This window comes from Stenotrophomonas sp. STEN029 (assembly GCF_056760015.1).
This window is the reverse complement of sequence record NZ_JBRREC010000120.1, coordinates 1-11776: the sequence shown is the minus strand read 5'-3', so window position 1 is coordinate 11776 and position 11776 is coordinate 1. Positions and strand designations below refer to the sequence as shown.

Sequence of the window (11776 nt, the reverse complement as noted above, 5' to 3'; positions counted from 1 at the left end):
CCGCCCCCCCCCCCCCCTCCCCCCCCGCGACGGGGGGGCCAACGGCCGGCCCCCCCCTGCCCGGCCCCAGCCTCCCCCGCCCCGGCCCCCCCCGAGCTGGGCGCGGCTCTACCCAGCCAAGAGCTACCCCTCCCCAGCCCTCCCCTACGCCTTCGGCGCAAGGGAGGGAGCAGATCCCCAGCCCTCCCCTTTGCTGCACAAAAGGGAGGGGGCAAAGCTGCAAAACCGTGCGCCCGTTAACACTATCTGCTGCAGCGCATCGCAACCCTAAAGATCACTGGCATATCGCCGCTATCTCTCCCAGTAACGTTTGTTCGGAGCAACGATGAGCACTGTGGCCCTGGCGCAGGATCTCGGCATCGAGTCCACCAGCGAGTTGAAACAACACCTGGCAACCCACCTGCCGCAAGCGGGCGAGTTGCGCGTGGATGCCAGCCAGGTGGGCCGTGTGCACACCGCCGCGATGCAGGTGCTGTGCGCCTTTGTGCTGGCACGCCAGCAGGCAGGCAACGGCACCGTCTTCGACAACGCTACCGATACCTTCCGTGATGCCGCGCGCCTGCTCGGTGTCCTCCGGACCCTGGGTCTGGAAGCAACCCCTGACACAACGAAATCTGTGGAGAACGCTGCATGAGCGCACGAATCTTGGTGGTGGACGACTCGGCGTCAATGCGCCAGATGGTCTCTTTCGCCCTCACCTCGGCCGGCTTTTCGGTAGAAGAAGCCGAAGACGGCGCGGTCGCCCTGGGCCGGGCCAAGGGCCAGCGTTTCAACGCCGTGGTCACCGACGTCAATATGCCGAACATGGACGGCATCTCGCTGATCCGCGAACTGCGCCAGCTGCCGGACTACAAGTTCACGCCGATGCTGATGCTGACCACCGAGTCGGCCGCCGACAAGAAATCCGAAGGCAAGGCCGCCGGCGCCACCGGTTGGCTGGTCAAGCCGTTCAATCCCGAACAGCTGATTGCCACCGTACAGAAAGTCCTGGGCTGATCAGCCCACCTGCCCCACCGATCGGATACCGCGCCAATGAGCATGGACCTGCAACGTTTCCACGCCACCTTCTTCGAAGAAAGCCGTGAAGGGCTGGATGCAATGGAGGCCGGCCTGCTGGCACTGGAAGACGGCCAGCACGACCCTGAAGTCATCAACTCCGTGTTCCGCGCCGCCCACTCCATCAAGGGCGGTGCCGGCACCTTTGGCTTCGATGCCATCGCCGCATTGACGCATGTGCTGGAAACGCTGCTCGATGAGCTGCGCTCCGGCAAGCGCGCACTGGAAGGCAACGCGGTCGACGCGATGCTGGGTTCGGTGGACGTGCTGCGCGCCCTGCTGCGCGAAGTCGAACATGGCCAGGCCGCCGATCCCGCCGCCGTCAAGGCGGTTACCGATCGTCTGCAGGCCGTACTGTCCGGCACGGCACCGGTTGCCGTGGCTGCAGTGAAACAGGAAGAAACCCCGGACGCCTGGCAGATTGGCTTCGCCCCGGCGCCGTCGCTGTTCATGAGCGGCAATGATCCGCTGCGCATCATCCGCGAGCTGGAAACCCTGGGTTCCCTGCACGTGGAACCGCGCATGGCGCGCCTGCCCAGCTTCGATCAGCTCGATCCGCTGGAAGCCTACCTGGCCTGGGACCTGGGCCTGGTCGGCAAGGTGCCGCGCAGCCGCATCGAAGACACCTTCGCCTGGGTGGTCGATGACTGCGAGCTGGATATCCGTCCGGCTGCACCGCCCAGCCTTGCAGTTGAAGCCCCGGTCGCTGCGGTCGCCAACATCGCCGAGGCTGCCGTCAAGGCACCTGCCAGCGGCCAGCAGCACGAAGCCGAAAGCTCGATCCGGGTCAGCGTCGACAAGGTCGATGCGCTGATCAACCTGGTCGGTGAACTGGTCATCACCCAGGCCATGCTCAAGCAGGTTTCCGGCGGACTGGACCCGGCCCACGCCGAGCAGCTGCTGGCTGGCCTGGATCTGCTCGAACGCAATACCCGCGACCTGCAGGAAGCCGTCATCGGCGTGCGCATGCTGCCAGTGGATGCAGTATTCCGTCGCTTCCCGCGGCTGGTCCGCGACCTCTCCAGCCGCCTCGGCAAGCAGGTCCGCCTGCGCACCATCGGTGAAGGCACCGAGCTGGACAAGGGCCTGATCGAAAAGATCGCCGATCCCTTGGTGCATCTGGTCCGCAACTCCATCGACCACGGCCTGGAAATGCCCGACGTGCGCCGGGAGTCTGGCAAGGACGAAACCGGCACGATTACCCTGGCGGCATCGCATCAGGGCGGCCACATCGTCATTGAAGTCAGCGACGACGGCCGCGGCCTGAACCGCGACAAGATCCTCGCCAAGGCGCTGGAACGCGGCTTGAGCGTGCCCGACAACCCCACCGATGCACAGGTCTGGGATCTGATCTTCCAGCCCGGCTTCTCCACCGCCGATGCGGTCACCGACCTGTCCGGTCGTGGTGTTGGCATGGACGTGGTCCGCCGCAACATCCAGGCATTGGGCGGCGAAGTACAGCTGGAAAGCCGCACCGGTGCCGGCACCCGCGTACTGATCAGGCTGCCGCTGACGCTGGCCATCCTCGATGGCATGACCGTATCGGTTGCCGGCGAAACCCTGATCCTGCCGCTGGCCTACGTGCTGGAAGCACTGCAGCCGCAGCCAGACGATATCCGCACCATGGCTGGCGAGGGGCGCGTTCTGCGCGTCCGCGGCGAATACCTGCCGATCCTGTCGCTGGGCCAGTACTACGGCTATCCCGACAATCCACAAGCCGAACCGCTGGTCGTCGTGGTGGAAGGTGACGGCCAGAAGATCGCGCTGGAAGTGGATGAGCTGATCGGCCAGCAACAGGTCGTCGTCAAGAACATCGAGAACAATTACCGGCGTATCAGCGGCGTCTCCGGCGCCACCATCCTCGGCGATGGCCGGGTTGCGCTGATCGTCGATATCGGCGGCCTTGTGCGCTCGCTGCGTACCCAGCAAGCCGCCTGATCACGTCGTAGCACGCAACTGACGCCGCTCGCCCGACATCTGGGCGGGCGGCGTTGTGTCGTGCGTCCGCCGCGCCTGGATACGGCGGCGCACGCCTTTTGGCTGGCTGAATCACAGCCACGGAGTGTCTTCAAGAAGCTCCGAAAGTTGCCGATACCGCATCGCAATGCAATCAGGTTTGTCAACCAACCTGGGCCTCCGTCGCGGCCTGCACAACGCACGACATTCCACAGGAGCGCCGGACCTGTGGATCGCCCCCTATGCCCGCCTACGGAGATGTCTGCAATGAAGTGGTTCCAGAATCTGTCGATCACGCGAAAGCTGGTGCTTGCGTTCTGCAGCACCAGCCTGCTCACCCTGCTGCTTGCGCTGTTCGCGCTGTGGCGGATGAACGTGGCCGACACCCAGATACAGCAGGTCAACAACAACTGGATGCCGGCCGTCCAGCAGCTTGGCGAAATGCGCGCCCAGCTCGGTGAGTACCGCACCTTCGAGCAGGCCCAGCTCAACTACCAGGGCAACCCGGAACAGCTGGCCGACTACGACAAGCGCATGGCTGACAGCCGCAAGCTGATTGAAGCTGCCGAGAAAGCCTACGACGACATCGAGGCCGATTACAGCGCCAGCGAGCTGGCCATGTACGAAAACATGAAGCAGCAGCGCGCTGGCTACTTCGAAGCACACGACCGTATTGCCGCCGCGATCGCCGCCGACGACTTCGTCACCGCCAACGCCATCTCCAGTGGCGATTCTCGCAAGCTGCGCCGCGCCCTGTTCGACCAGCTCAAGCAGATGTCGCAGTACAACCAGGAGCAGCTGACCAAGCAGACCGCCGAATCTCGCCAGGCACATCAGCGCTCGCTGATCGCCATCGTGATCGGTCTCGGTCTGGCCTTGCTGCTGGCCGCCGCACTGGGCTGGGCGATCATCCGCGCGATCATGCTGCCGCTGGCAGAGGCCGTACGCGTAGCCGACGATGTCGCTGCAGGCAAGCTGGACCGTCGTATCGATGCCTCGCGCCGCGACGAAGTCGGCATGCTGCTGCAGTCCATGCAGCGCATGCAGGCACAGCTGCAATCGGTGATCGGCGCACAGCGTGAGATGGCGCGCCAGCACGATACCGGCATGATCAGCTACCGCATGGATGAGACTGCATTCCCGGGCGACTATGGCGTGATGGTCAAGGAGAGCAACGCACTGGTCGCTTCACACATCCAGATGCTGCTGTCGGCACTGGAAGTCATCAAGCGCTATGCCAACGGCGATCTGTCGGTCGACATCGAACGCCTGCCCGGCGAGAAGGCCGTCATCACCGAGACCGTGGATGCGGTCAAGGCCAGCCTGTCGGCGATCAACAGCGAGATCAAGCGTCTGGCCGGTGCCGCCGCACAGGGTGATTTCTCCGTGCGCGGCGATGCAAATGCCTACCAGCACGATTTCCGCGACATGGTCAGCAGCCTCAACCAGTTGATGGAAACCACCGACGGCAACCTGTCCGAGCTCTCGCAGCTGCTGCAGGCCATCGCCCGTGGCGATCTGACCGCGAAGATGCAGGGCGACTTCCACGGCGTGTTCGCCAATATGCGTGACGACGCCAACGCCACGGTCAGCCAGCTGACCGACATCATCGGCCGCATCCAGCACGCGGCCTCCAGCATCAACCTGGCTGCCACCGAAATCGCCACCGGCAACAGCGACCTGTCACGCCGTACCGAGCAGCAGGCTGCCAACCTGGAAGAAACCGCCGCCTCGATGGAGGAACTGACCTCCACCGTGCGCCAGAACGCCGAGCATGCCCGCCAGGCCAACCAGCTCGCCATCGGCGCACATGGCGTCGCCAGCCAGGGCGGCAACGTTGTCGGCCAGGTCGTCACCACGATGAGCGCGATTGAAGCCTCGTCGAAGAAGATCGCCGACATCATCAGCGTCATCGATGGCATCGCTTTCCAGACCAATATCCTGGCGCTGAACGCTGCGGTGGAAGCCGCCCGTGCCGGTGAGCAGGGCCGTGGCTTCGCCGTGGTCGCCTCGGAAGTCCGCACCCTCGCACAGCGCTCGGCGGCTGCCGCCAAGGAGATCAAGGGCCTGATCGACGACTCCGTCGGCAAGGTCGGCGAAGGCTCGGTACTGGTGCAGCAGGCCGGTGCCACGATGGACGAAATCGTCACCTCGGTGCAGCGCGTCACGGACATCATGGCTGAGATTTCAGCTGCGTCGCAGGAGCAGAGCGCCGGCATCGACCAGGTCAACCAGACCGTCATGCAGATGGACGAAACCACCCAGCAGAATGCCGCGCTGGTGGAAGAAGCCACCGCCGCCGCACGTTCGATGGAAGACCAGGCCAACCACCTGAGTGAGGCGGTTGCGGTGTTCCGTACCGACGCCGTGCAGGCAGTTGTCGCACAGCCGCAGCAGGCCAAGACTGCGTTTGCTCCCGCTGCCCCGGCACCGGCACGTCGCCTGCGCGCGGTGGCTCCGGCACAACGTGGCAATGCGGCAGTGCGCGTCGACAACGACGGCGACTGGCAGGAATTCTGATCGCCAGCTACACATGTATGAACGACGCCCCTGAATAGGGGCGTCGTCATTTCAGTGCAAGAAAACGCTCCAGCTCCGCCTGCAGATGCCGATGTACTGACAAACCCCCTACCTATCAGGCCAGCAGTAACCCATGTCTTTGCCCACTAATTTCCTCACCCGCAGTATTGCAATGCGCTTGATGCTGGGAACGGCATTGGTCGCGACCTTCGCATTCGGCCTCACCGCGTTGTTCATCTACCTGCGCAGCAGCGATGCCCTGCTGTCAGCCTCGCGGGTCAGTCTCGAGAACATCGCCCAGCTCGAGGCCCAGCGCATCTCCACCGAGCTTGGCCACGGTTTTGAGGCCAACGACACCTTGTCGCGCAGCTTCATTGCATTGCGCCAGCAAGGCGGTTTCAGCCGCTTGAGCGCCGCACAGGTGCTGCACTCGCAAGCATTGAACAATCCGCAGTGGGTCGGTGTCGGCACCTTGTGGGAGCCGCAGGCCTTCGACGGCGACGATGCCAACCATATCGATGCCGAAGGCCATGACGCCAGCGGCCGCTTCATGAGCTATTGGGCATGGCAGGACGGCGCACCGGTACAGGAACCGCTGCGCGGTTACGACGTGCCCGGCGACGGTGACTGGTACCTGCAGCCGGCAGCGACCAAGAAGCCCTCCGTGCTGGAACCGTACGTCTACGAGATCGGCGGCAAGAAGATCCTGATGACCACGCTGGCCACGCCTATCGTCCAGGACGGTCAGTTCCTCGGCGTGGTGACGGTGGATTTCGCCCTGCAGTCACTGCAGGATCGCCTGTCCAAGATGCGCCCGATGCAGGAAGGCTACGTCCGCCTGCTGTCGCCGTTGGGCACCATCATTGCAGACCGTGATCCGGCCAAGGTCGGCACGAAGGCTGATGATGCGGACACGCGCGCGATGTTGGCCAACACCGCCGGCAACAAGATCACCTTCGAGCAGCGCCATGATGCGGCCCTCGACGAAGATGTGGTGGAAACCTATGTCCCGCTGAAGATCGGCAACGCCGAGCAGACCTTCGCCTTCGGCGTCGTGGTGCCGCGCGCCCTGTTGATGGAACAGGCACAGGCCCTGCTGTGGACCATCGTCGTGGTCGGCGTGATTGCCGCCCTGCTGCTGTGCGGCGCGCTATTCCTGCTGCTGCGCAAGTTCGTCTTCAAGCCACTGAACGAGGCCGTAAAACTGTCTGACAACATCGCCGCCGGCAAGCTCGACAATGCCGTCAGCGTGCAGCGCGACGATGAGCTGGGAGCCCTGCTCAGCTCGATGCAACGCGTGCAGAACCAGCTCAAGGCCGTCATCGGCGCGCAGAACGAGATGGTGCGCGAGCACGACCAGGGCGCGATCAGCTTCCGTATCGACGAATCCCGTTTCCCCGGCGAGTACGGGCGGATGGTGCGCGAGGTCAACACCCTGGTTGCCCAGCACATCGGCGTCAAGATGCGCGCTGTCGAGGTAATGCGCCACTACGCACGCGGCGATCTTTCGGTGGACATGGACCGCCTGCCCGGCGAGAAATTCGTCATCACCCAGGCGATGGACAGCACCAAGGCCAGCCTGTCCGCGATCAACAACGAGATCAAGCGGTTGGCCAATGCCGCGGCGGCTGGCGACTTCAGCCAGCGTGGTGACGCCGATCAGTTCGAGCACGATTTCCGCGACATGGTCGGTGGCGTCAACTCGCTGATGGAAACCACTGAAGTCAACCTTGGCCACCTCTCCAAGCTGTTGCAGGCGGTTGCGCAAGGCGACCTCACCCAGCGCATGGAAGGCGAGTTCCACGGCGTGTTCGCCCGCATGCGTGACGATGGCAATGCCACGGTCGACCAACTGGGCAGCATCGTCTCGGGCATCCAGGCGGCCAGTGGCAGCATCAGCCTGTCGGCCAGCGAGATTGCCACCGGCAATGACGACCTGTCCCGCCGCACCGAGCAGCAGGCCGCCAATCTGGAAGAAACCGCTGCTTCGATGGAGGAACTGACCTCCACCGTGCGCCAAAACGCTGAACATGCACGCCAGGCCGACCAGCTGGCACGCGGTGCCGCCGAAGTCGCCGCGCAGGGCGGCAGCGTAGTCGGGCAAGTGGTCACCACCATGAGTGCGATCGAGGCCTCATCGAAGAAGATCGCTGACATCATCAGCGTCATCGATGGCATCGCCTTCCAGACCAATATCCTGGCGCTCAACGCTGCGGTGGAAGCGGCACGCGCCGGTGATCAGGGCCGCGGTTTTGCGGTGGTGGCATCGGAAGTGCGTACGCTGGCGCAGCGCTCGGCGGCAGCGGCCAAGGAGATCAAGGGATTGATCGACAGTTCGGTCGACAAGGTCGCCGAAGGTTCGCAACTGGTCCGCAATGCGGGCACCACCATGGCCGCCGCGCCAAGCAGCACGACCACGCCGCTGTCAAAGCAGTGCATCGCATGGCTGAAAAGCGCGCATTGCTCACGATCACTTTGAATATCCGCAGTGCGCGCAAGCAGACCAAAGGGATCCACGGTCTGCACCAACTGCAGGTACGCCGGCACGAAGCCGACCAGCCTGCCGTCTTCGCGGGCCAGCAGGTAGAACGCGCCCTTGATCGCCAACAAGGGCGAGCGCTCGGCAGCGCACAGGAAACGCCAATCGTAGAAGAACGAGGCGCCACTGGCGCGGTGAAACACGCGGTACTCGGCTTCATCCATCAGTTCGATGGAATTCAGTATTTCCACTTCAATGGGCATCGCTCTACCCTCGGGGACGCTCACCGCCCCGGTGGCCAGACCGAGGGCAGGAGCGAAGGCATGGTTCACTACAGCAAGTGCGTCTTGCCGGGCACCGCTTGCAGGTAGCGTGCGCTGCTAGCGCTTGCGGCACTCGATGATTGCCGCATGCGGCTCATCGACATAGGCCTGCAGTGCCGGTGGCACCTCGCCCAGGTCATGACCCGTCATCAGCCGTGGATTCGACCATTTGATATTTTCCGCACCCGCCCTGAGCAACGCCGCCTCGATTGCCTGCTGCGACCAGTACCAGGCGTGCACACTGGCTTCGTACTCGCGATAGCGCAGATCCAGGCGCAGGCGCCCGCCTTCCTGCCAGGGATTGGCTTCGTCATCAGGCGTCAGCGTGAAGCCGCAGCCCTCGTAGTAAGTCGGCGCTGGTGCATAACGTGCATGGATCGGCAGCGCGACCAAGCGACCACCGGGTTGCAGCGGCGACATCATCTCCGCTGCCATCTGATCCAACTCGGCCAAGGTGGTGGCATAAGGCAGCACATAGACCGCCAGCACAAGATCGAAATTGCCGTTGGTGGTTTCATCCAACGTTGAGCGGAAGCTGATGTCCAGACCATCACGCTGCGCGCAGCGGCGGGCGTACTCGAGCATGCCCTCGGCAAGGTCATATCCAACCACCTTGCGCGCGCCTGCGCGTTTCAACAGACGCGAGTAGTAACCGCTGCCACAGCCGTACTCCAGGACATCAAGTCCATCGAGTGGACCCAGCGCCGCAAACACGCTTGGGGTTTCGATGTACTTCCGGAATGGCCAGGTTGCCATGTCCTCGTAGAGCGCACCCAACTGATCGAACTGATCTGCGGCTTCCTTGCTCATCTGCTGTTCCCTTGCGTTGAGGGTACTGCCCGGAAGTTGCAGATGCTCACGGATCGCTGAATGTTAAATCGTGATTCAAATCACTATTTGAGACTATTTCACACTGTCATCTCGAACATTAAGCCGCCGCTCAGGTTCCTCTGCGAAACCGTCAAAAGCCCGGCAGTCCGGACATTCGGCCGACGGCAGAATTCCGCTACCGCGCAGACAGGTAAGTAAATCACCGGGTGTGATTACTGGGCTCGTAACAGACAGACTAAAGATGTTAAAAAGGCGGCCGTTATCACAGTTTGTACCGCCTCCAAGGCGGCCACGCTGATCACCGCCCAACCGTAAAGTGTCCATGCCCGACCACGAATCGACTGCACCGACGCCCTCGCCACACGCCGGCAACCTGTATGCCGATGACCGCTACATGGTGCGTAACCCGCATCAGGTGAGGCATCTGCTGCAGGCCATGATCGATCAGCGTTCGATGATCAATGTGCACCCGGATGGGCGCGACCAGTCCTTTCCTTCGGCGGTGCTCGAAGTGGACATGCAGGGCCTGATGCTGGATGCCAGCCCGGTCCCATCGATCAACCGCTCCGTGGAAACCGCAAGCACTCTGCTCTGCTTCGGCCAGGTCGACAAGGTCATGGTGCGCTTCCAGTTGCAGGGCCATCACCGCGTTGAGCGCGGTGAACACACGGCCTTTGAGATGCCGTTGCCGGAAGAGGTTTACCACCTGCAGCGGCGCGAGTTCTATCGCCTGGAAACGCCGGTTGGCGATTCGCCGTATTGCGTTCTCCCAGACCCGGACGGCGGCGAAGCCACCCGTTGGCGCGTCCTCGACATCAGCGCAGGCGGCATGGCCCTGCTGCTACCGCCCGACCAGAACCTGCTCAAACTCCAGAGCCGCTACAGCTGCTTGCTGGAGGTTCCCGAAGGAGCACCGATCAAGTGCTCGTTTGTGGTCTGCAACCTGCGCCAGCAGAAGCAGCCCAACGGTTTGGAGATGACCCGCATCGGCCTTCGCTTCGACGACCTGCCGCGCGGCGCCGACAACATCATCCAGCGCTACATCTTCAGAATCGACCGCCTGCGCAAGGCACGCAGCAACGGGGAGTGAGGCAAGCGCGCTAGTAGCGGCAGGTAGGGGCTGTTTTTGCCTCTGTTTTTTTTGCTTTTAAGCCGTCATTCCCGCGAAGGCGGGAATCGCTCCTAGCTCCTGCTTTTGGCTTTTGGCTCCTGCAGCAGCTCCTTTCTTACGCAGCAAGACTTGTAACCACCGCCAAGGCCGAGGGCCGAGGCAAGAGCGATTCCCGCCTACGCGGGAATGACGGCATAGAGCGAGAGCAAAAGCCACAGCCGCGCCCAAAGCCAATCCTGCCCAGAATCACACTCCTGGCACCCCATCCCGCGATTCCTGCCTCGGCGCCTAAAGTCCCACCCGGTAGCGCCGATACCGATGCATCAGCCGCACCACACCGGCAGCCCGCCAGGACCAGGATCCGCCATGAATGACTCCCGCAGCACGTCCGCCGATACCACCGGTGGCGAGTACCTCAGCTTCACCCTCGGCAACGAGCACTACGGCGTGGATATCCTCAAAGTGCAGGAAATCCGCGGTTATGACGCCGTCACCCGTGTCCCCGATGCCCCCGACTACATCAAGGGGGTCATCAACCTGCGCGGCACCATCGTGCCTGTCATCGACCTGCGCCTGAAGCTGCGCCTGGACGAAGCACGCTATGACGCCTTCACCGTGATGATCGTGCTCAACGTCGAAGACCGCGTTGTCGGCATCGTCGTGGACAGCGTTTCCGACGTGATCCCGCTCAATGCCGAGCAGATCCGCCCGACCCCGGAATTCGGTGCTGCAGTCGATACCCGCTTCATCTCCGGCATCGGCACCCAGGACGACCGCATGCTGATCCTGCTGGATATCGAGACCCTGCTCGATACCGCCGACCTAGGCCAGCCAAGCGTTGCCGAAGAAGCGGCCTGAGCGAAGGTTTCGCCAAGTCGATCACAGTTCCATGCATGCAATTCAAGCCCGACGACTATGGGCCGATAGCGATTGCATGCCTGTCCTCCCCGACCGGCCCCCTATCCTTTTCCGGAGTTCCCGATGTACAAGCATGTACTTCCGCTGTTTGCTGCCACCGTACTGGCGACCGTCGCGTTCGACGCCGCTGCCGATGCCGAGATGATCCCGCCGGAAACCGCAGCGCGCTTCGCCGGCAAGGACGGCATGGTCTGTGGCAAGGTCGAGAAAGCCCGCTACGCCGAAGGCTCCGAAGGCCAGCCGACCTTCCTGCACATGGGCGGCATGTTCCCGCGCCACACCTTCTCGGCACGCATCGCTGGCAGCAACCGCAGCAAGTTCGGCTTCCCGCTGGAAACCCTGGAAGGCAAGACCGTCTGCGTGATCGGCAAGATCCAGCGCGAAGCATCGCGCGCCGAAATCGAAGTGGCGTCGCCGGCCAACCTGAAGCTGGCAAACATCAAGTAATCCGCCTTTCGTCGCGCCGGCCCCCCCGGCGCGCCCCCCCCCCCCAGGTACATGGCGGGGGCGGTTGCCCGCGATACCGCCAGATGCAGTGGGTCAACAAGCTGAAAAAGAAGCCCAAGCTGCTGCTTTCATTAG

10 protein-coding genes are annotated in these 11776 nt (G+C 63.2%); 9 read left to right on the top strand and 1 reads right to left on the bottom strand.

What is annotated here, in order from left to right; translation table 11 throughout:
- Positions 1-325: 325 nt before the first annotated feature.
- The 6 genes from ACVOLI_RS18965 to ACVOLI_RS18940 all read left to right on the top strand — a co-directional run bounded on the left by ACVOLI_RS18965 (position 326) and on the right by ACVOLI_RS18940 (position 8382).
- The gene (locus tag ACVOLI_RS18965; RefSeq protein ID WP_303749795.1) at positions 326-634 is read left to right on the top strand and encodes an STAS domain-containing protein; all 309 of its coding nucleotides are present in this window, start codon (positions 326-328) and stop codon (positions 632-634) included.
- Positions 631-996: a response regulator gene (locus tag ACVOLI_RS18960; RefSeq protein WP_057628682.1), complete on the top strand. Its 366-nt coding sequence runs from the start codon at positions 631-633 to the stop codon at positions 994-996. The genes ACVOLI_RS18965 and ACVOLI_RS18960 overlap by 4 nt, the downstream gene beginning before the upstream one ends.
- A gap of 36 nt (positions 997-1032) precedes the next feature.
- Entirely contained in the window at positions 1033-2994 is a 1962-nt protein-coding gene (locus tag ACVOLI_RS18955) for a chemotaxis protein CheA (protein ID WP_481615568.1), read from the top strand.
- Positions 2995-3279: 285 nt separating this feature from the next.
- The gene (locus tag ACVOLI_RS18950; RefSeq protein WP_481615567.1) at positions 3280-5532 is read left to right on the top strand and encodes a methyl-accepting chemotaxis protein; all 2253 of its coding nucleotides are present in this window, start codon (positions 3280-3282) and stop codon (positions 5530-5532) included.
- Positions 5533-5665: 133 nt separating this feature from the next.
- The gene (locus ACVOLI_RS18945) at positions 5666-8011 is read left to right on the top strand and encodes a methyl-accepting chemotaxis protein (protein ID WP_481615566.1); all 2346 of its coding nucleotides are present in this window, start codon (positions 5666-5668) and stop codon (positions 8009-8011) included.
- Positions 7975-8382, top strand: coding sequence for a hypothetical protein (locus tag ACVOLI_RS18940; protein WP_481615565.1), 408 nt, complete (start codon positions 7975-7977; stop codon positions 8380-8382). Before ACVOLI_RS18945 ends, ACVOLI_RS18940 begins: the two co-directional genes overlap by 37 nt.
- 9 nt (positions 8383-8391) lie before the next feature.
- Here ACVOLI_RS18940 and ACVOLI_RS18935 read toward each other — a convergent pair whose 3' ends face one another.
- Complete coding sequence (locus ACVOLI_RS18935) at positions 8392-9144, bottom strand: class I SAM-dependent methyltransferase (RefSeq protein ID WP_481615564.1); 753 nt, start codon at positions 9142-9144, stop codon at positions 8392-8394.
- 343 nt (positions 9145-9487) lie between these two features.
- Between ACVOLI_RS18935 and ACVOLI_RS18930 the strand changes: the two genes are divergently transcribed.
- The 3 genes from ACVOLI_RS18930 (at position 9488) to ACVOLI_RS18920 (ending at position 11641) form a co-directional block, all read left to right on the top strand.
- The gene (locus tag ACVOLI_RS18930; protein ID WP_481615563.1) at positions 9488-10255 is read left to right on the top strand and encodes a flagellar brake protein; all 768 of its coding nucleotides are present in this window, start codon (positions 9488-9490) and stop codon (positions 10253-10255) included.
- Between the two features lie 387 nt (positions 10256-10642).
- The gene (locus ACVOLI_RS18925; RefSeq protein WP_282272732.1) at positions 10643-11134 is read left to right on the top strand and encodes a chemotaxis protein CheW; all 492 of its coding nucleotides are present in this window, start codon (positions 10643-10645) and stop codon (positions 11132-11134) included.
- Positions 11135-11257: 123 nt separating this feature from the next.
- Complete coding sequence (locus ACVOLI_RS18920) at positions 11258-11641, top strand: hypothetical protein (RefSeq protein WP_481615562.1); 384 nt, start codon at positions 11258-11260, stop codon at positions 11639-11641.
- Positions 11642-11776: the final 135 nt, after the last annotated feature.

Coding starts and splice junctions, on each gene's coding strand:
- ACVOLI_RS18965 (WP_303749795.1), top strand. CDS start 326: ATGAGCACTGTGGCCCTGGCGCAGGATCTCGGCATCGAGTCCACCAGC.
- ACVOLI_RS18960 (WP_057628682.1), top strand. CDS start 631: ATGAGCGCACGAATCTTGGTGGTGGACGACTCGGCGTCAATGCGCCAG.
- ACVOLI_RS18955 (WP_481615568.1), top strand. CDS start 1,033: ATGAGCATGGACCTGCAACGTTTCCACGCCACCTTCTTCGAAGAAAGC.
- ACVOLI_RS18950 (WP_481615567.1), top strand. CDS start 3,280: ATGAAGTGGTTCCAGAATCTGTCGATCACGCGAAAGCTGGTGCTTGCG.
- ACVOLI_RS18945 (WP_481615566.1), top strand. CDS start 5,666: ATGTCTTTGCCCACTAATTTCCTCACCCGCAGTATTGCAATGCGCTTG.
- ACVOLI_RS18940 (WP_481615565.1), top strand. CDS start 7,975: ATGGCTGAAAAGCGCGCATTGCTCACGATCACTTTGAATATCCGCAGT.
- ACVOLI_RS18935 (WP_481615564.1), bottom strand. CDS start 9,144: ATGAGCAAGGAAGCCGCAGATCAGTTCGATCAGTTGGGTGCGCTCTAC.
- ACVOLI_RS18930 (WP_481615563.1), top strand. CDS start 9,488: ATGCCCGACCACGAATCGACTGCACCGACGCCCTCGCCACACGCCGGC.
- ACVOLI_RS18925 (WP_282272732.1), top strand. CDS start 10,643: ATGAATGACTCCCGCAGCACGTCCGCCGATACCACCGGTGGCGAGTAC.
- ACVOLI_RS18920 (WP_481615562.1), top strand. CDS start 11,258: ATGTACAAGCATGTACTTCCGCTGTTTGCTGCCACCGTACTGGCGACC.